At 37.6% G+C, this 22740-nt stretch carries 26 protein-coding genes; 8 read left to right on the forward strand and 18 right to left on the reverse strand.

The features are described from left to right. Positions 1 to 96: 96 nt before the first annotated feature. Positions 97 to 375 (forward strand): YtzH-like family protein, encoded by a 279-nt coding sequence (locus KFD70_RS23685; protein ID WP_174100190.1) that lies wholly within the window; start codon positions 97 to 99, stop codon positions 373 to 375. Between the two features lie 4 nt (positions 376 to 379). Here the strand turns inward: KFD70_RS23685 and KFD70_RS23690 are convergent, their stop codons facing one another. The 4 genes from KFD70_RS23690 to pepV all read right to left on the reverse strand — a co-directional run bounded on the left by KFD70_RS23690 (position 380) and on the right by pepV (position 5780). After that, on the reverse strand, positions 380 to 1177 hold the full coding sequence (locus KFD70_RS23690) for a phosphotransferase (protein ID WP_336450438.1): 798 nt from the start codon (positions 1175 to 1177) through the stop codon (positions 380 to 382). Between the two features lie 257 nt (positions 1178 to 1434). Next, positions 1435 to 3576 (reverse strand): type I pullulanase, encoded by a 2142-nt coding sequence (gene pulA / locus KFD70_RS23695; RefSeq protein ID WP_336450439.1) that lies wholly within the window; start codon positions 3574 to 3576, stop codon positions 1435 to 1437. Positions 3577 to 3707: 131 nt separating this feature from the next. Further along, positions 3708 to 4262 (reverse strand): RNA 2',3'-cyclic phosphodiesterase, encoded by a 555-nt coding sequence (gene thpR / locus KFD70_RS23700; protein ID WP_336450440.1) that lies wholly within the window; start codon positions 4260 to 4262, stop codon positions 3708 to 3710. Between the two features lie 111 nt (positions 4263 to 4373). Then, positions 4374 to 5780, reverse strand: a complete 1407-nt coding sequence (gene pepV / locus KFD70_RS23705) for a dipeptidase PepV (protein ID WP_336450441.1) — start codon at positions 5778 to 5780, stop codon at positions 4374 to 4376. Between the two features lie 357 nt (positions 5781 to 6137). Between pepV and KFD70_RS23710 the strand changes: the two genes are divergently transcribed. Beyond that, positions 6138 to 6359 (forward strand): DeoR family transcriptional regulator, encoded by a 222-nt coding sequence (locus KFD70_RS23710; protein ID WP_000805512.1) that lies wholly within the window; start codon positions 6138 to 6140, stop codon positions 6357 to 6359. A gap of 89 nt (positions 6360 to 6448) precedes the next feature. On the opposite strand, the gene KFD70_RS23715 is transcribed toward KFD70_RS23710, so the two are convergent. Next, the gene (locus KFD70_RS23715) at positions 6449 to 7177 is read right to left on the reverse strand and encodes a pseudouridine synthase (protein ID WP_336450442.1); all 729 of its coding nucleotides are present in this window, start codon (positions 7175 to 7177) and stop codon (positions 6449 to 6451) included. A 41-nt stretch (positions 7178 to 7218) separates the two neighbouring features. Then, positions 7219 to 8871, reverse strand: a complete 1653-nt coding sequence (locus tag KFD70_RS23720) for a putative polysaccharide biosynthesis protein (RefSeq protein WP_336450443.1) — start codon at positions 8869 to 8871, stop codon at positions 7219 to 7221. Between the two features lie 150 nt (positions 8872 to 9021). Between KFD70_RS23720 and KFD70_RS23725 the strand changes: the two genes are divergently transcribed. Together KFD70_RS23725 and KFD70_RS23730 are read left to right on the forward strand one after the other, a co-directional pair. After that, positions 9022 to 10293, forward strand: a complete 1272-nt coding sequence (locus KFD70_RS23725; RefSeq protein ID WP_336450444.1) for a BaiN/RdsA family NAD(P)/FAD-dependent oxidoreductase — start codon at positions 9022 to 9024, stop codon at positions 10291 to 10293. Positions 10294 to 10404: 111 nt separating this feature from the next. Then, the gene (locus tag KFD70_RS23730) at positions 10405 to 11838 is read left to right on the forward strand and encodes an MDR family MFS transporter (RefSeq protein WP_336450445.1); all 1434 of its coding nucleotides are present in this window, start codon (positions 10405 to 10407) and stop codon (positions 11836 to 11838) included. A 233-nt stretch (positions 11839 to 12071) separates the two neighbouring features. Here KFD70_RS23730 and KFD70_RS23735 read toward each other — a convergent pair whose 3' ends face one another. Together KFD70_RS23735 and KFD70_RS23740 are read right to left on the reverse strand one after the other, a co-directional pair. After that, complete coding sequence (locus tag KFD70_RS23735; RefSeq protein WP_336450446.1) at positions 12072 to 12395, reverse strand: ArsR/SmtB family transcription factor; 324 nt, start codon at positions 12393 to 12395, stop codon at positions 12072 to 12074. Next, positions 12396 to 12824, reverse strand: coding sequence for an SRPBCC family protein (locus KFD70_RS23740; protein ID WP_336450447.1), 429 nt, complete (start codon positions 12822 to 12824; stop codon positions 12396 to 12398). 349 nt (positions 12825 to 13173) lie between these two features. Here KFD70_RS23740 and KFD70_RS23745 point away from each other — a divergent pair, with 349 nt between their 5' ends. After that, positions 13174 to 13392, forward strand: coding sequence for a DUF3973 domain-containing protein (locus KFD70_RS23745; protein WP_336450448.1), 219 nt, complete (start codon positions 13174 to 13176; stop codon positions 13390 to 13392). A gap of 34 nt (positions 13393 to 13426) precedes the next feature. Here KFD70_RS23745 and KFD70_RS23750 read toward each other — a convergent pair whose 3' ends face one another. Together KFD70_RS23750 and KFD70_RS23755 are read right to left on the reverse strand one after the other, a co-directional pair. Next, entirely contained in the window at positions 13427 to 13609 is a 183-nt protein-coding gene (locus KFD70_RS23750) for a sporulation protein Cse60 (RefSeq protein WP_336450449.1), read from the reverse strand. A 1-nt stretch (position 13610) separates the two neighbouring features. Then, entirely contained in the window at positions 13611 to 13847 is a 237-nt protein-coding gene (locus tag KFD70_RS23755) for a DUF2553 family protein (protein ID WP_174100178.1), read from the reverse strand. Positions 13848 to 14134: 287 nt separating this feature from the next. Between KFD70_RS23755 and KFD70_RS23760 the strand changes: the two genes are divergently transcribed. Then, positions 14135 to 14629, forward strand: a complete 495-nt coding sequence (locus KFD70_RS23760; protein ID WP_336450450.1) for a CarD family transcriptional regulator — start codon at positions 14135 to 14137, stop codon at positions 14627 to 14629. Positions 14630 to 14874: 245 nt separating this feature from the next. Here KFD70_RS23760 and KFD70_RS23765 read toward each other — a convergent pair whose 3' ends face one another. The 5 genes from KFD70_RS23765 to KFD70_RS23785 form a co-directional block, all read right to left on the reverse strand. Next, positions 14875 to 16044 carry a nitrate/nitrite transporter gene (locus tag KFD70_RS23765; protein ID WP_336450451.1) on the reverse strand — a complete coding sequence of 390 codons (1170 nt, stop codon included), beginning with the start codon at positions 16042 to 16044 and terminating at the stop codon, positions 14875 to 14877. A gap of 91 nt (positions 16045 to 16135) precedes the next feature. Continuing rightward, positions 16136 to 16369 carry a molybdopterin converting factor subunit 1 gene (gene moaD, locus KFD70_RS23770; protein ID WP_336450452.1) on the reverse strand — a complete coding sequence of 78 codons (234 nt, stop codon included), beginning with the start codon at positions 16367 to 16369 and terminating at the stop codon, positions 16136 to 16138. After that, positions 16366 to 16836, reverse strand: coding sequence for a molybdenum cofactor biosynthesis protein MoaE (locus tag KFD70_RS23775; protein ID WP_336450453.1), 471 nt, complete (start codon positions 16834 to 16836; stop codon positions 16366 to 16368). Before KFD70_RS23775 ends, moaD begins: the two co-directional genes overlap by 4 nt. Continuing rightward, complete coding sequence (gene mobB / locus KFD70_RS23780) at positions 16833 to 17354, reverse strand: molybdopterin-guanine dinucleotide biosynthesis protein B (protein ID WP_336450454.1); 522 nt, start codon at positions 17352 to 17354, stop codon at positions 16833 to 16835. The genes KFD70_RS23775 and mobB overlap by 4 nt, the downstream gene beginning before the upstream one ends. Beyond that, positions 17318 to 18607, reverse strand: coding sequence for a molybdopterin molybdotransferase MoeA (locus KFD70_RS23785; protein ID WP_336450455.1), 1290 nt, complete (start codon positions 18605 to 18607; stop codon positions 17318 to 17320). The genes mobB and KFD70_RS23785 overlap by 37 nt, the downstream gene beginning before the upstream one ends. 95 nt (positions 18608 to 18702) lie before the next feature. Here KFD70_RS23785 and moaC point away from each other — a divergent pair, with 95 nt between their 5' ends. Further along, a complete protein-coding gene (gene moaC, locus KFD70_RS23790) occupies positions 18703 to 19194 on the forward strand; it encodes a cyclic pyranopterin monophosphate synthase MoaC (RefSeq protein ID WP_336450456.1) in 492 nt (163 codons plus the stop codon). Between the two features lie 31 nt (positions 19195 to 19225). Here the strand turns inward: moaC and KFD70_RS23795 are convergent, their stop codons facing one another. The 3 genes from KFD70_RS23795 to KFD70_RS23805 form a co-directional block, all read right to left on the reverse strand. Further along, on the reverse strand, positions 19226 to 20239 hold the full coding sequence (locus KFD70_RS23795; RefSeq protein WP_336450457.1) for a molybdopterin-synthase adenylyltransferase MoeB: 1014 nt from the start codon (positions 20237 to 20239) through the stop codon (positions 19226 to 19228). 17 nt (positions 20240 to 20256) lie between these two features. Next, complete coding sequence (moaA, locus tag KFD70_RS23800; protein WP_336450458.1) at positions 20257 to 21270, reverse strand: GTP 3',8-cyclase MoaA; 1014 nt, start codon at positions 21268 to 21270, stop codon at positions 20257 to 20259. Between the two features lie 227 nt (positions 21271 to 21497). Then, positions 21498 to 21824, reverse strand: coding sequence for a winged helix-turn-helix transcriptional regulator (locus tag KFD70_RS23805; RefSeq protein WP_336450459.1), 327 nt, complete (start codon positions 21822 to 21824; stop codon positions 21498 to 21500). A gap of 140 nt (positions 21825 to 21964) precedes the next feature. Between KFD70_RS23805 and KFD70_RS23810 the strand changes: the two genes are divergently transcribed. Further along, a complete protein-coding gene (locus KFD70_RS23810) occupies positions 21965 to 22636 on the forward strand; it encodes an NAD(P)H-dependent oxidoreductase (RefSeq protein ID WP_336450460.1) in 672 nt (223 codons plus the stop codon). The last annotated feature ends 104 nt before the right edge of the window (positions 22637 to 22740 follow it).

Consider the following 22740-nt stretch of genomic DNA (forward strand, 5'->3'; position numbering starts at 1 on the left):
AAGGTTTCGTTAGCCACTGATTAGCTACTCCATGACGAAACAGAAAATTTCTCTTACTTGTTCACATTGAACAACAATCGAAAGGATGATCCAGTCATGCCGATTAATCAACAACATCAATTAGAAGTTTTAAAAGATATTTTAATCAACCACCAAAGTGATTGCTGTGGAACGGTTTCTGAGTGCGAACAATTAGAACGGCTCATTCAATCATTGCTTGCAAACGATAACGTGAACAGCGATGTAAAAGCAATGCTAAACGATGTATATTACTATAGTCAATCGGGTAAATATTCTCCTGATTTAGACAATCATATTTCTAGTAATCAAGAGCAACTCACACAATGGATTTCTGGAATGGACAATTTCTCTTAATTCTTTACTCTGAAGCAAGTAGTTGCTGTAAATATTGATGCCAATATTCAGCTTCTGCTTGCTGTTTTTTTGTTATATGCCATTGAATAGATAAAATAGTTTGTGCCACTACATACCATTTCATACGCTGAACCAATGATTCATTCATTTGAATCCCATAATACGCTAACCACTCGTCCCATTCGTGACGCGGAACATACCAATGTAATAACATGCCAAGATCGAGGGCAGGATCTGCAATAACAGCTCCATCCCAATCAATTAAAAATAATTCATCTTCATTCGATAATAACCAATTGTTATGATTCACGTCACAGTGACATACAACAAATTCATCATATTCAATATCCTTCAATGTAGCTTTTAAATACTCCAGCCCTGTCTGAATCGTTTCATCCGTTCTTATGTCTCCTCTTAAAATAAAATACAATTGTTCTAATAACTCCTGTGCATGCAGCGGCTGCTTTCCAAGCCTTTGTATCATTTGCACAAGTGCTTTAGACGAATGTATTTTTTTTAAAAGCTTCGCAACACGCTCTAGTTTCATATCCTCTGGCTCTAGCTTTTTCCCTGGAAGCCACTTTTGAGCCGAAATTACATCGCCGTTTGTCACTCTTCTTGTCCAAAGTAATTTTGGAACAATTCCTTCTGCCGACAATACCGCTAAAAAAGGCGATGTATTCCGCTTTAAAAATAGCTTTTGTTGTCCATTTTGCGCAATATACGCATCGCCCGTTGCCCCACCAGCTGGTATGAGACTCCACTCTTCTCCTAATAATTGTTCCAACCATTCCATATTCATTACCCGTTAACAAATCCTTATCTTTTATAGTTATGAAAAGAAAAACCGCAACACCTTTTGAACATGTTGTGGATTCATATATTTTTTTACTGTAATTAAATGAAAGAAAACTTGGCATAAGCCAAGAGATGAGGACAAACGAACCGCCCATCCTTTTACTTTATTTTACAAAATCAATAGTAGAATGACAATTTATCGAAATCGTCACCTTTGTCAATTCTACATTTATTACATTCTCATCGTCAAGTAGCGATTTGTCACATTATCGCCAATATATACGAGCTAATCGGAGCCACTTGAAATTCACTTCCTTGAAATGAAGAAATTGGCTGTATTTTTGCTTTTGTATCATCGGCTAATACGTACCACATTTCATGTTTTGGCAGCGAAATCCTCTCTAATTGCACACCATTATGAAACAAAACAACAATTTCTTTCCACGGACCGAACTCCCCTACATTTTGTAAATGATAAGCAACAATAGCAGGAGGCGCTTGTAAAAATGTCATATGCTTCTTTATAAGATGAGCCTCCGGTAAGCGAAACGCTCTATGCGCCTTACGAATCGCAATCAAACCTTGTATATAAGCAATCGTTTCCATTTCTTTCTCTTTTTGATTCCAATCAAGCTGATTAATTTCATCAAGCGCATTATAACTATTTTCATTCCCTTTCTTAGAACGATAAAATTCTTGTCCTGCGTGTAAAAACGGGATTCCTTGTGAGAGTAATGTCATTGCTGTCGCTAGGCGATGACGTCTTTTTTGCACTTCTTCCGCTTCCTGATTGCTGCGCACGAGTTTATCCCACATCGTCATATTGTCATGACATTCCACATAGTTAACACTTTGAATGGGCTCTAAAAATAACCCTTCTCTTTTTTCATTTACAAGACTTCCTGTTAGCACATATTGTAAATGGGCGTGATCTACACTTCCTCCAAACGCAAAACCACGCTTACTTACATCAAACGTACTACCTTTTATCGCATCACGAAATTGATCGTTGAACTGTGCTATTCGCGGCATTTTGTTTGCATTGTTAAGCGTCGCTTTCTCCTCTAGCGAAAGCGGTGTTTGTAAATCCCAACCTTCCCCCAACAACAGTGCATCCTTTTTTATTTTTCTGACTTCCTTTTCTAATTCATTCATTGTTTCCACATCTAAAACTCCCATTAAATCAAAGCGAAAACCATCAACGTTATATTCAGTAAGCCAATATAGAACAGAATCAATAATAAATTTCCGCATCATTTTTCGTTCTGATGCTATATCATTCCCAACTCCCGTTCCATTTGATGGCATGCCATTTTCATCATGTCTGAAATAATATCCCGGTACAAGCTTTTCAAAAGATGACGTTTCTCTTTCATATACATGGTTGTATACAACATCCAAAATCACGCGGAGGCCACGTTCGTGAAACTTCTCAATAAGTTGTTTACAATCCTTGATTCGATTATAAGGATCGGTAGGATCACTTGCATACACGCCTGTTGGGACGTTGTAATACAATGGATTATAGCCCCAGTTATACGCCGCAAAAGGACGCATTTCATCTACTCCAGCAAAATGATGAAGAGGTAAAATTTCAACATGTGTAACCCCTAAGCCTTTTATGTAAGAAAAGGCCGTCTCTGTCCCAAGTGTCCCCTTCGTATTCTCTTCTGTTAATCCCGCATATGTCCCCTTTTTTATCACACCACTATTTGGATGCATAGTAGCATCACGAATATGGACTTCATAAAGGATTGCATCGGTAAAAGAATCTATTTTCGGCAACGCATTTTGCTTCTTTATATATGTCTTCTCAAGATCAACCACAATTCCATACTTACCATTAACTGATACGGATTTTGCATATGGATCTACAGCTTCATTCCATATCAAATTAATACAAACGAGAAATGTGTACTGCGCCCCTTCAAAATCTCCTTGTAAAACATAGGACCAAACACCATTCTCTTCTCTTTTCATCTCATAATCCATATACTCTTTATCGTTTTTATAAATTCTTACTTTCGCAAGTCTTGCAGTTGGTGCCCACATCTTAAAAGTTGTTTTTTCCTTTCCATAACAAACTCCTAAATCGCTACCATCATAATAATATTTTTCATCAAATACAGCTGTTCGAATAACCGCTCCAATTTGTAAATCTGTTTCCTCATTTCGCTCATCTCGCACTGTATAATACTTTCCCACATCAAGTGGATCTTCTATATAACATTCATACTTTGTTACATCTGAAAGAGATATGATTTGAACAATCTTAAGCTCCCATACATGATTTCCTTCCTGTATAAAAAATGTCCGGCTTGTTCCATACGTATGCGGGAGCAAGATTGTAATTTTATTCATTTCATCTAAATAGGCTTCAAATGGACGCTTTACTTTCAGCATAAAAAATCACCATCATTCTCGAAATTAAAATGAAACTACCTTTTAAAAATAGGTATTCCTAAAGGTGAATCGCACACTACACACAAACTTACTATTTTCTATAGTATATTCACATTCATAAGAAACGTTTTTTACACTTTAAAGTTCTGTAACTTTATTTCATAAATTGACTTATACTTCGGAGTTTGATGGACGTGAGACTCGTACAATGTAATGGTGTCAGCTTGAAACAATAACGCATCCATTGTTTTCAGGTTTGTAAGATTAAATTTTTCTTCTCCCATCCACTTACGGGCAACAGTAATATGCGGATGATACGGACGTGTTTCAAGTAAAAAACCATTTCTCTCACAAATCGCATGCACCTGCTTTTGCAAATCAAATAACACTTGATTTTTTTGCAATCCAGCCCAAAATATACGCGGGCTCTCTACTAGGCCGAATGTAGAAAAGTTTTGCAGCGTAAGATTTAACTCTGGTGTATTCACAAGGAGTTGTAATCCTTTCTCTATTCCTTGCAGTTGTTCCTGCGTTGCACTCCCTAAAAAAGCAAGTGTAATATGATAGTCTTCTTTATGTACCCATGAGCGAAATGGTAACTTATCTTTCATTTCTTCTTTATAACTCGCAAGCCTTTCTTTTATATGATCTGGCAAGGTAACTGCTAAAAAATAATGTGGTACCATTTATATCTTCTCCTTTTTATTATTGTTGCTCTTCTTTTGTATCTCATTCCAACAATATAAAGAAACCCGCCCTCCAAATAGAGAGCGGTCATATTTCAGCATACAATTAACCTATTTCGCTAATTCATAAATTGCTTGTGCATAAATTGCTGTTGCTTTTAGTAAATCTTCTATTTCAATATACTCATCCTTTTGATGGGCAAGTTCTTCTTTACCAGGGAATAGCGGTCCGAATGCAACGCCAGCTTTTAATGAACGAGCATATGTACCACCGCCGATTGCTAATAACTCTGCTTTCTCTCCTGTTTGTTCTTCATACACACGTTGCAATGTACGAATTAAAACATGATCTTTATTAACATGATGTGGACGTGAGTTAGAGTAATCAGCTACTTGGAAGTCGTTCTTGCTGGCATAGTCTTTTAGTTTCTGCACTGTCTCTTCAAAATTCGTTGTTACTGGGTAGCGTACATTTAATCCTAAGTTTCCGCCTTCTTCTTTCGTATAAGAAAGGCGCCCCACATTCACTGTTAACGGTCCGCTAATTTCATCTTTATAAGCGATCCCTGCTTTTTCTCCAAGCGTATCGTTCGTAAATGTTTCTGCAACAAATGCCGCAAATGAAGCACCTTTACCGTCAAGAGCAATCGTTGTTAAAAAGTTCGCTAACAAGAGACCAGCATTTTCACCTTTTTCAGGAGTAGAACCGTGAGCAGAAACTCCCTCTACTTGTAATGTCACAGTATTTCCTTCTACATTTGCTGTCCCTGTTTTCTTCTCAGCTTGTAAGTATTGTTCGTAAGTATCTTTAATCGTCGCTGCCTTTTCAGTCGTAATCACTGCTTCTGCGAAATCAGGAACCATATTTAAACGACGACCTGAAGAAAATGAAACAAGCTCATATTCTCCGCTTTTTGTTTCACTATTCTTTTGCACAACTTGTATATCAGAGATCCCTTTTTCCGCATTAATAATAGGAAAATCAGCGTCTGGTGCAAATCCCATTGTTGGCATTTCTTCATTCTTAAAATAGTGATCAACACATTTCCAGTTACTTTCTTCATCCGTTCCTAAAATCATACGTACGCGTTTTGAAAGTGGTAACCCTAATTCTTTTACAATTTTCATCGCATAATAAGCTGCCATTGTCGGCCCTTTATCATCAATTGCACCACGTGCAAAAATCTTTCCATCACGAATATCAGCGCTGTATGCAGGTGTTGTCCAACCATCTCCTTCTGGTACAACGTCAACGTGACAAAGAATACCCACTAATTCTTCTCCTTGTCCCATTTCAAGATGCCCTGCATACCCTTCTAAATTTTTAGAAGTAAATCCTTCTACTTCCCCTTTATGTAGCATGAACGAAAGTGCTTTCGCTACACCTTCTCCAAACGGCGCCCCTTCTTTTGCTGTTTCTTCTTCCCATACGCTTTTAATTTGCAGAAATTGCTGCGCGTCATGAATTAATTCTTCTTTTCTTTTCTCAACTTCTTCTGTCCAATTAATTACTGACATAACTCATTCACCTCTTCTATATTCTCTCTTTCATCATAGCAAACGAAAATCTGATATGCCAACAGGAGAACATTAAGTAACGAACAATTGTAATATTTCAGATATTTCGAACTAGTTTTTCTTTTGTTTTTCTAAAAAAATTTGCAGGAATTTGACGGTTTACGTAGAAATTTATGTGGTAGTTGATAGAAGAGACATAGAATGTCAACTACCAATATTTTTCTATTTTATTATTTGTTAAACTTTTGTAAAATTTAACTAGATGAAAGCATGAAATTTGTCATGTGGAGTACAATGGAAGTAAAGACCTTCTTTCCTGAATGGGGTCAAAAAAACTAGTAGAGGAGTGGTTTTCTCTTGAAACCTACAACTACTCGTATGCTAACACGCATTAAATCAATTTATATGTACATCAATGAGAATGGTACGGTAACGACGAAAGACCTTGTAGATGAGTTCGGGATCACACCACGAACAATACAACGTGATCTGAATGTGTTGCAGTTTAATGAGCTCGTGTATAGCCCTTGCCGCGGTAAGTGGACAACAACAGGAAAGAAAGTGAGAATGACCTCGTAACGAAAACAATTGTATCTAAAATATAATACATACCCCTTTCTGTGAAATCAGAAAGGGGTTCTTTCTATTTATTGGAATCGGTCTCAATCTTAGCTTTCTGCTTGAACTTGATATGTTTTTAACATTTCTACTTCTTCATCTGTTAATTCGCGATACTGACCAAGTTCTAATTCTTCATCTAACACTAAAGGACCCATCTCTGTTCTCTTTAAGTAAACAACTTTCTTTCCAACAGCTTCAAACATACGCTTCACTTGATGGAATTTCCCTTCTGTAATAACAAGCTCGATTTCAGATACATCATCGCTTTTCAGAATGGTAAGCTCGCCCGGCTTTGTTTCATAGCCATCATCTAAAATAACACCTTTTGCAAATTCTTCTACATCTTTTTCTGTTACAACTCCAGCTACGTGTGCATAATATTTTTTTGGTACATGCTTTTTCGGAGATAATAGCTGATGAGCAAGTTTCCCGTCATTTGTTAATAATAGAAAGCCTTCTGTATCAATATCAAGTCTTCCAACTGGAAACGGATCAAAGATTGCATCTTCCAATTCCAATAAATCGACAACTGTTTCATGGTTATCATCTTCTGTTGCCGAAATAACGCCCTGTGGTTTATGCAGCATTAAATATACAAATTCCTTATATTCAACAATCTCACCGTGAATCGTCACTTCTTGTTCTTCCACATTCACATGAAACTTCGCGTCTTTTACTGGCGTTCCATCAATTTTTACAACACCGTCTTTTAATAGTTTCTTTACTTCTTTTCTACTTCCGTATCCCATATTTGCTAATAATTTATCTAATCTCATTCTTTCACCTTCTTGTATTTATCATAGAAAAGGGACGTGTATTACGCCCCTTTTGATTTCAACTTTATTTTCAACTTACCGCCAAGTTTGCGCTGAATCTTTTCTAAAGCTTCTCCACCAAATACTCTTTCTAGTACACCTGTGCGAATTGCTAATAATCCGTAAGCAAGACCACCAATACCAGCACAAATCGCAACTGTAATGAGTGCACCAAAACGGCCATCAGGCGAAATCACAAAGGATAAAATTCCTTGGGATAGTTTGACTACAACGACCATCACAATTGTTAATACTGCAATTTGGAAAGTTCTCTTATATACGACACCGAATGAATAGTGTGCATATTTTCGAATCTGTTTATTCGTATACCAGACGGAAACTAAGAAACCGACAGCTGTCGCTAAAACAGCTCCAATTGTGCCGAAATAACGAATAAAGATTACGTTACATAAGAATTTCAAAATAACACCCATACCAAGTGCAATGATTGCATGTTTTTGTTGGTTAATTCCTTGCAAGATGGCTGCAGTTACTGTAAATAAAGCAAATAGTAACGCAACTGGCGCGTACCACATCAGTATTTGTCCACCTAATGGATCCTTTTCATAAAACGCTGTATAAATCGGATACGCAAGCGTAGAAATACCAACTACCGCCGGCAATGTTAAAAACATATTTGCCTGGAATGTTTGCGTAATTTGTAGTTTTAAATAACGAAATTGTTTTTCTGTAAATGATTTTGTAATTGCTGGAACAAGCGTTAAACTAAACGCCGTCGCAAGTGAAACAGGAATCATAATTAATTTATGCGTCCACATTGTGAAGATACCGAGTGCTCGCTCTGCAATATCCCCTTGTCCAATTGCTTGCATAATAGAGTTAAATGTTAATGTATCAATTTGTTGATATAAAGGAATTGTTAACCCAATAACAACATAAGGAATTGCATACGCAAATAATTCTTTAAATAATTGAATTGTACTTACTGTTGATTCTGGGACAGTTTGTTCAATTAAATATTGATCGAGATGCTTTTTGCGTTTTAACCAGTACCATATTAACACACCGAGCGCTCCCACAGCTGAAACAAATGCTGCGAAAGTTGCCACTCCAACTGCTGCTGCTACTGATCCTCCTATTACTTTAATGACAATAAAACTACCCGCTAATAAAAAGACAATACGAATAATTTGTTCAATAATTTGCGATACCGTAGTTGGCCCCATTGATTGATGACCTTGGAAATAACCACGAATTAAGCTTGCTGCTGGTACAACAATAAGCGCAAAACTGACGAGGCGAATAACCATCGTAACGTCTTCTATACTATTGTGTACACTTTGTTTACCCAGCATTGCCTCAGCAAATAATGGCGCAGACATGTAAAGAACGAGGAAGGAAAGGATTCCTGTTGCAATCATCATAACCATTCCCGAGCGGAACATTCTCCGGCTCGTCTTATAATCTCCAAGCGCATTATATTTAGAAACAAATTTTGAAACAGCAAGCGGCACCCCCGCCGTTGCAATACTTAAAAAGATCGTATATGGAATATATCCATACGTATAGAGCGTTCCGCCTTCTGTGCCAACTAAGGCATGAAATGGAAAGACATAAATCATGCCTAAGAACTTAACTAAAAAAGTTCCTAACGTCACAATAAGCGTTCCGCGCAGAAATTTTGAATCGGACATAGATGATCCTCCTACATATATAACGCTGAACTCTAACCTTTGTATTGTACCACAATTCTTCAGTGAAACAGTACCTCACTGAATTTTTCTTTTCTACGAAAACATGCTATTCTTTTAGGCAGGAAATGTAGAAAATGAGGTCGATATACTATGCATTATGATGTTATTGTCATCGGAGGAGGCCCTTCAGGATTGATGGCCGCAATCGGTGCTGCTGAAGAAGGCGCACGCGTCTTGCTTCTTGATAAAGGAAATAAACTTGGACGTAAACTTGCTATTTCTGGTGGAGGTCGCTGTAACGTAACAAATCGCTTACCACTTGATGAAATTGTCAAACATATACCAGGAAATGGTCGCTTTTTATACAGTGCTTTTTCTATTTTTAATAATGAAGATATTATTACATTCTTCGAAAAGCTTGGCGTAAAGTTAAAAGAGGAAGACCATGGCCGCATGTTCCCTGTCTCTAATAAAGCACAATCAGTTGTAGATGCTTTATTAACAAGACTAAACGAACTAGGCGTTAAAATCCGTACTAATACACCAGTTGAAACAATCGAATATGAAGACGGTCAAACAAAATCCGTTGTTCTCAAAACAGGTGAAGTGCTTGAAACAAACCATGTTGTTATCGCCGTTGGCGGGAAATCTGTTCCTCATACTGGCTCAACTGGGGACGGTTACGCTTGGGCTGAAAAAGCTGGGCATACCATTACTGAGCTTTTCCCAACAGAAGTTCCAATTACTTCAAGCGAACCATTTATTCGTGATCGTACACTGCAAGGACTTGCTTTACGCGATGTAAATGTAAGTGTACTGGATCCAAAAGGTAAAATTGTCATTTCTCATAAAATGGACATGCTCTTTACCCACTTTGGTATTTCTGGCCCAGCTGCTCTTCGTTGTAGTCAATTCGTTGTAAAGACGATGAAAAAATTTAAAATGCGTGCGGTAGAAATGAGCATTGATGCATTGCCGGAAGAAAATGGCGAACAACTCTTCCAGCGCATGATGAAACAAATGAAAGAAGAACCGAAAAAAGGAATCAAAAATGTGTTAAAAGGATATGTTCCTGAGCGTTACTTCTTATTCTTATTAGAAAGAAACGAAATTGACGGTAGCGAGCAAGCTGGACAAGTTTCTAACGAAAAGATTCGCGCACTTGTGAAAGACTTCAAAGAGTTTAAAATAACAGTAAACGGCACACAGCCTCTTGAAAAAGCATTCGTTACAGGCGGCGGTGTTTCTGTTAAAGAAATTTATCCGAAAGAAATGGCCTCTAAATTCATGAATGGCCTATACTTCTGTGGGGAAGTTCTTGATATTCATGGTTACACGGGTGGCTATAATATTACTTCTGCTCTTGTTACAGGTCGAATTGCCGGAACAACTGCAGGACAAAACGCGAAAGTGCGGTACTAAAAAAGAAACACGGGTGGATTCTTTCCACTCTTGTTTCTTTTTTGTTGCTTTATATAGCTTAGTAGCTTTATATTTTATAATGTTGAATAATTGAAACAAAGGGGAAAACATATGCGAAAACAAGTCATGATATCTTTAATGTTAATGACGTTTCTTTCCGCTGTAGAAGGAACGATTGTAAGTACAGCAATCCCTCGTATAACGAGTGATTTATCTGGAGTCGAACTTGTTAGCTGGGTATATGCAATTTATATGCTAGCAACAGCTGTCTCAACTCCCATTTATGGGAAATTAGCCGATTTATTCGGCCGTAAAAAAGTACTTCTCATTGGTGCAGCCATCTTTTTAATTGGTTCTGCACTATGCGGAGTCGTGACATCAATGGAACAATTAATCATCTTCCGTGCTCTTCAAGGTATAGGTGCTGGCGCTGTTATGCCAATTACAATGACGATTATCGGCGACTTATATAGCGAAGCAAAAGATCGTGCAAAAGCACAAGGTTGGATGAGTGCTGTTTGGGGCGTTTCAGGTGTTATTGGGCCGCTAGTAGGTGGATTCTTAGTTGATTCTCTTTCTTGGCGTTACATCTTTTTCTTAAACGTTCCATTTGGAATTCTTGCTTGTGCGATGATTGCCATTTCTTATAAAGAGTCAATTAAACCAGCGAAACATCATATCGATTATCCTGGTGCAATCATCTTCTCACTAAGTACAATTGCGTTACTTTATGCACTTCTAACAGGAAGTAGTAAGCAAAACTGGGGCGACATTACAATTATCGGCCTCTTAATCTTTGCAGCTATTTCATTCATTATTTTCTTATTCGTTGAGAAAAAATCTCCGGAGCCATTAATTCCGTTAGCACTTTTTTCTAATCGTACATTATCAACAGTAAACATCCTAACACTGATTGCTGGTGCAATGATTATTAGTATTACAATGTACCTTCCAATTTGGAGCCAGGGTGTATTAGGAAAAAATGCGACAGAAGCTGGACTTATTCTTATGCCAATTCCTGTTATGTGGACATTCGGCGCGATTTTTTCTGGCAATTTAGTTGGTAAGTTACAAACGAAACAAATTATTTTACTTGGAGCTAGCATTTTATCCATTGCTACCTTCTTATTATTTACATTATCAACTCATTCACCAGCATTTCTTATTTATGTTGCAGTCGGACTCTTCGGGTTAGGGATGGGCCTTATCACACCTATTTATATGGTAACCATTCAAGCAGCTGTCCCAGCACACACACGCGGAACAGCAGTCGGCTTAAACACATTTATTAATACATTTAGTCAAACATTAGGTGCTGCTATCTTCGGAACAATCTTTAATACGATGATCCACGCGCAAGGCATGCAAAATGTTGATCTTGTCTCAGGTGGGCACGGCGGCGCAGCAAATGTAGTAACAAAATCACAAGAGGCATTAGCTTCTAGCGTACATGTTATTTATATGAGTACATTTGCGCTCGCACTACTTACACTATTTATCGGCTGGCTTCTATTAAAGCCAGCAGGGCAAACCGCTGAACAGTAAAAAAAGAGGCTGATTGCTTATAGCGATCAGCCTCTTTAACATATTGGGAAACAAGAGCCAGTAGACTCTTGTTTTTTGTCATTATTTGTTGAAAGGTCGATATCCTTTGTCGAATCGCTGATATATTCGAATTTGCGCCGATATATGGTGAGAAATGGTCGATATATTGGAAAAATCGCTGATATAATCTCATTTACCAATTTACACCTCTCCCCTCATATATAGAACAACACTTACTCTTCATTTTCCACCACATATTTCAGCATGGACAATTTATTGTTCCAAAACTGTTCATAATACGAAAGCCACTCTTGTAATTCAGCTAACGGCTCGGGCTGCAAACAATATATCTTTTCCCTTCCAACCTTTCTTCCTCTTACTAATTTCGCTTCTGAAAGAATATGAAGATGTTTCGCTACAGCTGTACGGCTCATCGGAAAATGATCTGTTATTTTAGAAATTGGTAATTCTTTTTCAGTTAATAACCGGAGTACTTCTCGGCGCGTTGGATCAGCAATTGCTTGAAAAACATCATATTTCGCTGTTGATGAGGACATTTACCCTTCAACAACCTTTTTCAGTTTTTCATTTACAATCGCTACCCAGCCGCCGGCCATTCTATCACGAATAACAGAAGCTTTCTCGTTCGCTTTCGAAATCTTTTCATCAGACTGTTTCCATCCACCATGAATAAGAGTGAACTCCGTTTTATCTCCTAAATCTTTTAAAACAAACGAAACGATCCAGCCATCTGTATCCCATGAAAACGATAAACGATGAGGCTCATCGATTTCTAACACTTTGCATGGTGATGGTCCAAAAGGTGATTGCACGTGAAATTCATGTCCTACCTTCGCTTCAAAGTCATTTGGCATAAACCAAGATGCAATTCCTTCTGCAGTAGATACTACATTCCATACCTTTTGAATAGGCGCTTCAAAAATAACTGTTTGTTTAATATCTTGTAATGTATTTTGCTGATTCATATTATGTCTCCTTTATGAAGTGTTAAAATATAACACCTTTTGGTTTCGTTTTTTATAATATAACACCTTTTGGTTTTATGTCAACTTATGCAATTTCGCAATGATTGTTGAGAAATGCTCAACATTTTTTCAACAGGACAAACACCTTTGCAACATTTCCTCATAATATACTCACAAAAGCAAACATACCTCACCCATTAGCCTTCCTCCCTCCCTTCGGATTTATTTTAGAAAGCGAGATATGTTGCCTGATCCATTGGAGCAAGGAGCGATTGTCTAACTCCATGCAATTCCTACTTGCTCACTCTTTTTCTTTATAGATTTTCTACAATAAAAGGAGATGAAAGATATGTACTATTGCATTCATTGTTCTGAAATTCACCACGAAAAAGGTGGAACCGATAGAATATTTAAAAACGGTTTTTACATTGATCCTTTCTTAGGTGAACGTTATCACCTCGGCATGTGCAAAGACACCCTTGCCGGTGAAACAATTCTATCTATAAAAGAAAACCTAGCACCCCAATCTATCATGAACGCTTTACCAACGCATATCATTTCTACTTAAAAACATAAAAAAGAGCTGGCTCCCCAGCTCTTTTTTATGTTTTATAAACAACCATCGCCGAAAAACAATAAATTTGATTTTCATCATCATTAATGGATACACCAACTTGATATTTAATATCTATAAGCTGTTCTTCATTTAGTTTCTTCAAAAACACATTTACGGAGTCTTCCAAGTCCTTTTCATGACTTTCATCAAACATCTTGACTCGAATCATTTTAACACCATCCTAGATCGCAGCCCTCCGCCGCTTGATTATTGCCACGGTGCGTATCTATGATGCGATAAAACTTACCATCTTCATATATATATCCGTCTTCTAACACATATTTCTTATCTTCAGTATAGACATAAAACTTACCTATCATAAATTTACTCGTATATAATTCCAAATAATTTGATTTGAATTTTGCTACTACCTTATTCGTAATATCAATTTTAATTGTGCGCCCCACCTTCTCTCCCCTCCTTTAAAAAGAACGGATTTAGGTATATTGTATTAACGAGTTTACATTTTATGATTAAAAATAGTTGGATATGCCCCTATTTTTCTCCGGACGTTTCTGAGAATACTCACTCCATTTCACATACAGCTCTTTCAACAAAAGGTGTGATTCATTTCCGTCTAAAAACGCGATAAAAAACAACAGCAAAACCATTGACACCAATATATAACATATGATAATATAATAAATTTGATATTTTTCTCCATATGTGTTATCATTACATATAGTTACCACATATGGAGGTGGATGATTTGTTTCAAATCGGCGATAAAATTGTTTACCCTATGCACGGAGCAGGAATAATCGAAGCAATTGAGGATAAAGAAGTGTTAGGAAAAACACGTCAGTATTGCGTGATACACATGGTGATTAGTGATATGCAAGTGATGATTCCTATGGATAAAGTAGAAAATTCAGGCATACGTTACGTTGTCGACAAAAATACATTAAACGATGTATTAGTTGACATTCATAATGGTGAAGCTGACCACTCCCTCTCATGGAAACAAAGATATACCATGAACATGGAGAAGATGAAAAACGGGAATCTTCTAGACGGTGCTGAAGTTGTTCGCGATTTAATTCGTCGCAATAAAGAAAGAGCATTAAATGCGAGTGAAAAGCAAATGTTAGACAACGCACGCAGAATTTTAATTAGTGAAGTTGCACTTGTGCAAGATGTTTCAGAAAATCAAGCAACTGATTTCCTTCAAAACACAATCAGTCATTAACATGAAAAATATATGCAAATTTAAAATAGCTGACCGCTATTTTTTTTTGCATAAATACAAATTAAAAAACTGACGCACAACCTTTCCTTTTGGCAGGAAAGAGCATCTAGCCATGTATAAAGGCGTTCAACTCCTCTTCCTGCACCATATCTCAAACCAATACAAAAAGCAGCATGACTCCGGTACAAAAACTAGAATCATGCTGCTTTTTTCTATCTTTTTAAGGAACAGTACAATCATTTCTTCTATTTATGATTCAACATCACTAACAACTTTTCTTGACTATACATCCACACTGTAATAATTAAACATGCAAGCGCTACTTCTGACAGTGCCATAAACCCAATTGCATAATGACCTGTTAATTGGAATAGTAACGTTAAAATTAACGGTGGGAAAAAGCCTCCTAAGCCACCTAAAGCTGCGACAAGCCCGTTCACAACCCCAGCTTGTTCAGAAAAGTACATCGGTACGAGTTTAAAGATTGTTCCGTTTCCAATTCCTGCACAAAATGCGACAAGCAGGCAACCGAATGTATATACGTTCATACTTGGCATAAACGATAAAATAATGCCGGATAGTGTTAAACCGATGAATACGAAGATTAAAATTTTAAACGGATTAAATTTATCACCGAGCCAACCACCAATTGGGCGCATGACTGTTGCCAATACGATAAAACCAGCTGTTCGCATACCTGCATCTACCTTTTCTAATCCAAAGTGAGATACTAAGAAGTTTGGTAAGTATACTGTAAAGGCAACAAACGATCCGAAAGTTAAGAAATAGAAAATACATAAGAACCAAAGTTTTTCATTTTTGTATACACCTTTTAACTGTTCCATTAATGGTGTATTTACTTTTCGCTCACCCCGATCTCCTAATAAAAAGTTCAGAAGTGCAAAGACAGCAAGTAAGATTAAAAAGGATTGGACAGTTGCTCTCCAGCCAAATGAAGTTGCGATTACAGGCGCTAAGAACGAGGTAACCGCTGTTCCTGCGTTACCTGCACCGTAAATACCATTTACAAAACCGTGACGCTCTTTCGGATAATATTTTGGCAAGGACGTTACACCTACGGAGAACACTGCTCCGCCAACCCCGACAAATAAACCACCGATAATTAAATCCATCATAGAGTTCGCAACGCTAATATAAAAGACAGGGAATAATAAAATGATAAAGCTTATAAAGAATAATTTTCTTGCGCCATAACGATTGGTCCAATAACCAATTGGAATCCGAAGCACTGACCCTAAAATAACAGGTACTGCTGTAACAAGGGAAATTTGCCCTGCTGTTAATGCAATATCCACTTTAATAAATGGCATTAGCGACGATAAAATCACCCATACCATAAAACCAATAACAAGATTAGAAGTTTGTAACCCTAATTGAAAATTCGGACTTCTCATCTTTTTCGCCTCCTATTTTGCTCATTATTTCACAATATATATTAATTCCCTCCAGTCTAATCACAGATTTCCGTGATTAGACTGGAAAAAATCAACCACCGCTCACTGGCGGAATCAATGCGACAACATCACCAGATTGTATTTTGTCATCTTCATTTGCATATTCTTCATTAATCGCGACCATAATTTGCTCTGAAACTGCGATATGATGTTCTTTCGTAATGATATCTTTTAATTCTGCAACAGTAATATTTTCACAGTCTAGTTTCAGCACATTTGTTCCCGCTTCTTCTTGTAAATGCGCAAACAGTAATACTTGAATCATTTTCCCATCTCCTTTCCAGGTTCCCCATTTGGATACGATATTTTTTCTAATTGATCACCAATCCATGAATCGCCATCTTCCCAAAGCTCTTTTTTCCAAATCGGAACAATTTGCTTGATGCGTTCCATAATGTATTCATTTGCTTCATATGCAGCTTTCCGGTGCGGTGTTGATACAGCAACAACAACGGCAATATCAGAAATTTGAAGTGTACCGATGCGATGTGTAATCGCAACGTGTGTCCCAGGCCACTTCTCTTTCACTTCATCTCCAATTTTTGCAAGCATTTTTTCAGCCATTGTCTTATAGGCTACGTACTCTAAATATAACGTACGGCGCCCTTTCGTAAATTCTCTTACAGTACCAATGAAAGTTGTCACAGCACCACATTCACGGCGAATGACTTTATTTGTAACCTCTTCAATCGAAATTGGTGTGTCTATTACTTCATAATACGTATATGTCATTGCGCACCCCTTATTGTTTGTACGAGCCATTCCATATATAATGCTTCCTCTGATATATGGAATGTTTTATATGTTTCTTGTAAACTTTGCATAGCATCATTCCATGTAATAACCGCTCTCACATTCTCTACTTTATCTAGTAAAGCAATATCTTCATTTGTCCGAAGTAAAACTACTTTGGGATAGTTTTCTGTTTTATATCCTTCAATTAAAATGAGATCTACTTCAAAAAATTGATATAATCGTATGATTTCTTGTAAAGGCCATTCATCCCGAAGAGAAGAAAGCGATAATAATCCAGCTCCTTCTACAGCGCTCACGACCGCACCCGCTTGCCTATGTCGTTCACTATCCTTTTGCGGCACTTCTGGATAGCCACCATGTCCGTGATGCTTAATTGTAGCAACTTTCATACCTTCATCCGAAAAAGCTTGAATTAATTTCTCTGTTAGCGTCGTTTTTCCGCTATTTTGATAGCCGACTATTTGTAAGACTGGAGTGGTTCTGCCCACGGCCATTCACTTCCTTGGCTCGATTCTAGTAATAACACCGAGACTGTCATCCCAGCTTCAAATCCTCTTGTTCCTCCTGGTAATACAATTAAAGCGTTACTATCCGCAAGTGAGGAAATTGCACTTGATTTATCGAGTCCAACTGGAGTTACTTGCAACTGACCATTCATAAACTCTACTTTTCCTCTTACAAATCGCGTAAATGGATTTGCCTTTGGAAAATCCTTCTTTAAAATTGCATCCGCTCGATATGCATGTGGTTCTTTCACATGAAGGAATGTCTGAATAACTGGATAAACGAGTAATTCAAAACCGACATAACAAGCAGACGGGTTACCTGATAATCCAAATAACAATTTCCCATTTACTTCAGCTACTGTTGTGACACTACCTGGTCTCATCGCGATTTTATTAAACAGGACATTCGCATGTAACTTTTCGTAAATCGCAGGTAAATAATCATAATCACCTACCGAAACACCGCCTGTTGTGATTAAAATATCCACTTCATTCATCGCAGTTTTCACTGCTTCATAGCAATCTTCTAAGTCATCAGCAAGCTGTCCATAATACTTCACGATTCCACCGGCTCTAGCAATTTGAGCTGCGATCATATAAGAGTTACTATTTCTAATCTTTCCTTGCTGAAGTGGTTCATGCACTTCTAGCAATTCACTTCCCGTCGTTACAATTCCGACAACTGGCTGTTTCACAACCTTTACTGAACTGTAACCAAACGTCGCTAACAGTGCTGCTACACCCGGATTAATCTTCGTACCTTTTTTCACAAGTATTTGATTTTGTTTCACATCCTCACCTTTAAACGAAACATTATCACCGGCCTTAAAAGAACGCTTTAACTTCATATACGTTTTACCGTTATGCTCAAACCCTTCCGTCAGTTCTAACATGACAACTGCATCACAACTTTTTGGGATTGCTGCACCTGTCATAATCCGAACCGCCTCGAAAGCCTTTACTTCATCTCTAAAAACAGAACCAGCTCCAATTTCTCCGACTACTTCAAATTCAATTGGATGATTTTGACTCGCCTCTTTTGTATCTTCCGCTCGAATCGCAAATCCGTCATAGGGAGAGCGGTCAAAATGCGGTACATCGTGATCTGCTACAACATCTTCTCCCAAAATTCTTCCGTAGCTTTCGATAATAGCAACTGTTTCTATCTCGCCTTGCTGAGCATAGTTCATAACCTTTGTTACTGCTTCAGCAACTGGAATTGGTACTCGTTTTTCTAACATTGTTTTCACCCCATATTTGCAAAATATCACATCTTGGTTACACTTTATATTGTACAATGCTAATCATAATAGCAATTACTTCAAGGAGGAATTCCATGTCTTCATTTACTCATTTTAATGACCAAGGCCGTGCGAAAATGGTCGATATTAGCGATAAAAAAACTACTGTACGAACAGCAATCGCTCGCTCTAGCATCTTAGTTACGAAAGAAATTTATGATAAAATCTCTCAAAACGAAATTGGTAAAGGCGATGTATTAGCCGTTGCACAAATCGCCGGTATTATGGCTGCCAAACGGACTTCTGATATTATTCCGATGTGTCACCCTTTACTTCTAAAAGGAGTAGATGTCTCTTTCGACTGGGAAGTGGCGAAAGAACAATATCGTTTACTCATTGAGGTAAAAGTGAAAACAGAAGGTAGCACGGGAGTTGAAATGGAAGCTTTAACAGCAGCCTCTGCAACTGCTCTTACCGTGTATGATATGTGTAAAGCCGTTGATAAAGGTATGATTATTGGCGAAACATATTTACTTGAAAAAACAGGTGGGAAAAGTGGAGACTACGTTAGAAATCCACATTCCTAATCCCCCCGAACCTAAAGGTTTTCCTTTAGGTTCATCCTATATATCTCGCATACAACCCTTTTGCCACCGTCATATCATTCGTTCCATGAATAAACGCCCTGCCGTCTGTAAATAAAACAAAACGATATTCATCAACAAAGAATGATAATAAATATGGTGTTGTTTTCACATCTACGCTTTTTTGTAAGCGCTTTTTAATTTCTTCTAAATTAAGAATTTGCGGTACTCCTGGACGGATTTGCACCGTGTTTCGTCCACATAACACTTCTGTTTTCATTTGTGATTCAAACGTTAAACTTGGATACGTGCGCAGTTTTCCGCAAGATGGACACGTTTCTTTTTTCTGCCTAGTTACTTTAAACGCCATATGCTGATTGTTCCAAAGATCAAATGACAGCATCGTTTCACGAAGTGCACCAAAATCTTCTACCAATATTTTAAGGGCTTCTGTCACTTGGTGACTGGCGACCATTTGGACAGCTGGTTGTATAATTCCCGCCGTATCACATGTTGCCCCGCTTGATGGATGCTCCATCAGACAACGGAAACACGGTGTTTTCCCTGGAATAATTGTATATGTGACCCCGTAGCTTCCAACACACCCTCCGTATATCCAAGGAATATTGTATTTTTGCGAAATATCGTTAATAAGCAGACGCGTTTCAAAGTTGTCAGTTGCATCTAATATTAAATCCACATTCTGAATTAACTCTTCCATTTCTTGCACCGCTACATCCGTTACAACCGGTACAATCTCCACTTCAGAATTGATCTGCCTTAAACGTTCAGCCGCTGCAACTGCTTTCGGCTTATACCACTTTGCATCTTCTTCTGTATATAACTGCTGCCTTTGTAAGTTGCTCCACTCGACATAATCACGGTCTGCAATCGTCAGCTTGCCAATTCCCGCCCTTACAATCGCCTCTGAACTTGCTGCTCCTAATGCACCAGCACCAATGATGAGCACATGCTTTTCCCTTATTTCCCTTTGACCTGTCTCGCCGATTCCTGAAAATAACATTTGTCTTGAATAACGCTCCTGCACATGTCTTTCCCCCTTCCTTATCCACCGATATAAGACATTTCAATTTTCGGGCGGTTATTTGCACTTTCTTCAGTCCGCTCATCAGAATATCGATCTTTTCGATATTCCCATACGTTTTGTATTGCCTTTAATAAATCGGCATCCGAAATATCCTCTCTAAGTAAGCTTCTTAAATCTGTTCCTTTCGTTGCAAACAAACAAGTATAAAATTTACCGTCTGCCGAAATCCGTGCTCTCGTACAGGAAGAACAGAAAGATTCAGAAACTGAAGTGATGAACCCAACTTCCGCATCACTACCCACATAACGATAACGCTTCGCAACTTCTCCAAAATAATGAGGATCTACAGGTTCAATTGGGTATACCTGATTGATTTTCTCAATCAATTCTTGCTTCGTAATGACCTGTTCAAAATTCCAGCCATTCGTACTGCCAACGTCCATAAACTCAATGAAACGAAGCGGAATTCCTCGCTCCTTAAAATAAGAAGCCATCAGAAGAATTTGATTATCATTCATTCCTTTTTTCACAACCATATTTACTTTTACATCAAGTCCAGCTTCTTTTGCTGCGGCAATTCCTTTTAGCACAGGTTTTGTACTAATATTTCGGCCATTAATTTTGCGAAATACATCGTCTTCTATTGCATCTAAACTAACATTCACTCGGTGTAATCCCGCTTCCTTTAACGCCTTTGCTTGCTTTGTTAAATGAATCCCATTTGTCGTAAGTCCAATATCTGTTAAGCCATCCAACTTTACAAGCCGTGTAATAAGCTTTGGCAAATCTTTACGTAGTAATGGTTCCCCGCCCGTAAGTCTAATTTTCTTTACACCCATACCTACAAATAATTTTGCTAATCGTTCAATTTCATCAAATGTAAGCAAAAATTCTTCTTGTAAAAATGCATAATCAGGCCCGAACACTTCAGCTGGCATACAGTATGTGCATCTGAAATTACAACGATCAATGACAGAGATGCGTAAATCTTGAAGTGGACGCTGCAAAGAATCTGTAATCTTCTCGCGCATCGTTATCCCCCCCCTTTTCTGCTAAATTCTATCTGTCTTCATTCTATTATAATATATTTTTAAACTGCGATGTTTTTGCTTAAACTCTTTATTCACTTTCTATGTTTTTTAGTTGCCTCCATCATAAAAAAGAAGAAGAAGGTACGTTGTGATATTTCTCACATCGCCTTCTTCATTCAAAAATTCTTCACAAATTCGTTCAAATTTTATTCACATTTCAGTTACAATCACTGTATTTGCGTACGGTACTCCTCACCCCACTCACGCATAAGTGTGATAATTGGTGTAAGGGATTTTCCGAATTTCGTTAAAGAATATTCCACTTTTGGTGGAACCTCTTTATATACTTCACGATGAATTACTCCAGCTGCCTCTAGTTCTCGAAGCTGCCTAGTTAGCATGCGCTGTGTGATGCCAGGCATTAATCGTACAAATTCATTAAAACGAATCACTTCGGCATTCATTAAGTGAAATAGAATAACCCCTTTCCATTTCCCACCGATTACATCTAACGTTACTTCTACCGAACAACGATTTATATCTTTCTGTTCCATTTTGTCACTCTCCATTAGTATACAAATTGATACTATATGCTAAAAATGTGCGTACTTACATCTTTTATTTTACTATTGTAGAATCAATTTTGTAATCAGCTTACTATAAAAAAGCAAATTATTAAAAGGTGGTTGTTTAAATGGAACATACAAAAGAAGAAATTTTAAAAGCTTATCAATTTCGACATGCATGTAAAGAATTTGATGTAAATAAAAAAATCTCTGATGAAGATTTTCATTTTATTTTAGAAACTGGCCGACTTTCTCCAAGTTCATTTGGTTTTGAACCTTGGAAATTTGTTGTGATTCAAAATCAAGATATTCGTAACAAGCTTCTTCCTGTATCTTGGGGTGCGCAAAAACAATTACCAACAGCAAGCCACTTTGTCGTTATATTAGCTCGTAAAAAAGAAGAGATGATTTATAACTCATCCTATATTTCTAACTTTATGAAAAATATTCAGCAACTTCCTGAAGAAGTTATAACGATGAAACGCGGTTTTTATAAAGAATTTCAAGAATCTGATTTTCAATTACTAGAAAGTGATCGTGCCATGTTTGATTGGGCTTCTAAACAAACTTACATCGCTCTTGGCAATATGATGACTGCCGCTGCTCAAATCGGCATCGACTCTTGTCCGATTGAAGGGTTTCATCAAGAAAAAGTAGATGCAATTTTAAAAGAAGAAGGAATTATTTCAGATGATGCATTTGGTGTGTCTGTTTTAGTTGCTTTTGGTTATCGCGCAGAAGAACCAAAACGTGATAAAACTCGTCAAACAATGGATATGGTTGTGGAGTGGATTAAATAAAGTAAAAGGGTGTCTACAAAAGACACTCTTTTTTTCAGTACGAAATGTGCGCTTGTTCACAGCTAAGTACTAACTTATCACCTATAATGAAAAGATATTTCTTG

Origin of the sequence: Bacillus pfraonensis, from assembly GCF_050768835.1 — a bacterium.
GTDB classification, from domain to species: Bacteria; Bacillota; Bacilli; order Bacillales; family Bacillaceae_G; genus Bacillus_A; species Bacillus_A pfraonensis.

What these genes read in the sequence shown, in the direction of transcription:
- KFD70_RS23715 (WP_336450442.1), bottom strand. Translation starts at nt 7,177, where the DNA reads ATGAGATTAGATAAATTATTAGCAAATATGGGATACGGAAGTAGAAAA.
- KFD70_RS23775 (WP_336450453.1), bottom strand. Translation starts at nt 16,836, where the DNA reads ATGACATATACGTATTATGAAGTAATAGACACACCAATTTCGATTGAA.
- KFD70_RS23745 (WP_336450448.1), top strand. Translation starts at nt 13,174, where the DNA reads ATGTACTATTGCATTCATTGTTCTGAAATTCACCACGAAAAAGGTGGA.
- moaA (WP_336450458.1), bottom strand. Translation starts at nt 21,270, where the DNA reads ATGCGCGAGAAGATTACAGATTCTTTGCAGCGTCCACTTCAAGATTTA.
- KFD70_RS23785 (WP_336450455.1), bottom strand. Translation starts at nt 18,607, where the DNA reads ATGTTAGAAAAACGAGTACCAATTCCAGTTGCTGAAGCAGTAACAAAG.
- pepV (WP_336450441.1), bottom strand. Translation starts at nt 5,780, where the DNA reads ATGTCAGTAATTAATTGGACAGAAGAAGTTGAGAAAAGAAAAGAAGAA.
- moaC (WP_336450456.1), top strand. Translation starts at nt 18,703, where the DNA reads ATGTCTTCATTTACTCATTTTAATGACCAAGGCCGTGCGAAAATGGTC.
- KFD70_RS23805 (WP_336450459.1), bottom strand. Translation starts at nt 21,824, where the DNA reads ATGGAACAGAAAGATATAAATCGTTGTTCGGTAGAAGTAACGTTAGAT.
- KFD70_RS23810 (WP_336450460.1), top strand. Translation starts at nt 21,965, where the DNA reads ATGGAACATACAAAAGAAGAAATTTTAAAAGCTTATCAATTTCGACAT.
- moaD (WP_336450452.1), bottom strand. Translation starts at nt 16,369, where the DNA reads ATGATTCAAGTATTACTGTTTGCGCATTTACAAGAAGAAGCGGGAACA.
- thpR (WP_336450440.1), bottom strand. Translation starts at nt 4,262, where the DNA reads ATGGTACCACATTATTTTTTAGCAGTTACCTTGCCAGATCATATAAAA.
- KFD70_RS23765 (WP_336450451.1), bottom strand. Translation starts at nt 16,044, where the DNA reads ATGAGAAGTCCGAATTTTCAATTAGGGTTACAAACTTCTAATCTTGTT.
- KFD70_RS23735 (WP_336450446.1), bottom strand. Translation starts at nt 12,395, where the DNA reads ATGTCCTCATCAACAGCGAAATATGATGTTTTTCAAGCAATTGCTGAT.
- KFD70_RS23720 (WP_336450443.1), bottom strand. Translation starts at nt 8,871, where the DNA reads ATGTCCGATTCAAAATTTCTGCGCGGAACGCTTATTGTGACGTTAGGA.
- pulA (WP_336450439.1), bottom strand. Translation starts at nt 3,576, where the DNA reads ATGCTGAAAGTAAAGCGTCCATTTGAAGCCTATTTAGATGAAATGAAT.
- KFD70_RS23730 (WP_336450445.1), top strand. Translation starts at nt 10,405, where the DNA reads ATGCGAAAACAAGTCATGATATCTTTAATGTTAATGACGTTTCTTTCC.
- KFD70_RS23725 (WP_336450444.1), top strand. Translation starts at nt 9,022, where the DNA reads ATGCATTATGATGTTATTGTCATCGGAGGAGGCCCTTCAGGATTGATG.
- KFD70_RS23760 (WP_336450450.1), top strand. Translation starts at nt 14,135, where the DNA reads ATGGAGGTGGATGATTTGTTTCAAATCGGCGATAAAATTGTTTACCCT.
- mobB (WP_336450454.1), bottom strand. Translation starts at nt 17,354, where the DNA reads ATGGCCGTGGGCAGAACCACTCCAGTCTTACAAATAGTCGGCTATCAA.
- KFD70_RS23685 (WP_174100190.1), top strand. Translation starts at nt 97, where the DNA reads ATGCCGATTAATCAACAACATCAATTAGAAGTTTTAAAAGATATTTTA.
- KFD70_RS23750 (WP_336450449.1), bottom strand. Translation starts at nt 13,609, where the DNA reads ATGATTCGAGTCAAGATGTTTGATGAAAGTCATGAAAAGGACTTGGAA.
- KFD70_RS23690 (WP_336450438.1), bottom strand. Translation starts at nt 1,177, where the DNA reads ATGAATATGGAATGGTTGGAACAATTATTAGGAGAAGAGTGGAGTCTC.
- KFD70_RS23740 (WP_336450447.1), bottom strand. Translation starts at nt 12,824, where the DNA reads ATGAATCAGCAAAATACATTACAAGATATTAAACAAACAGTTATTTTT.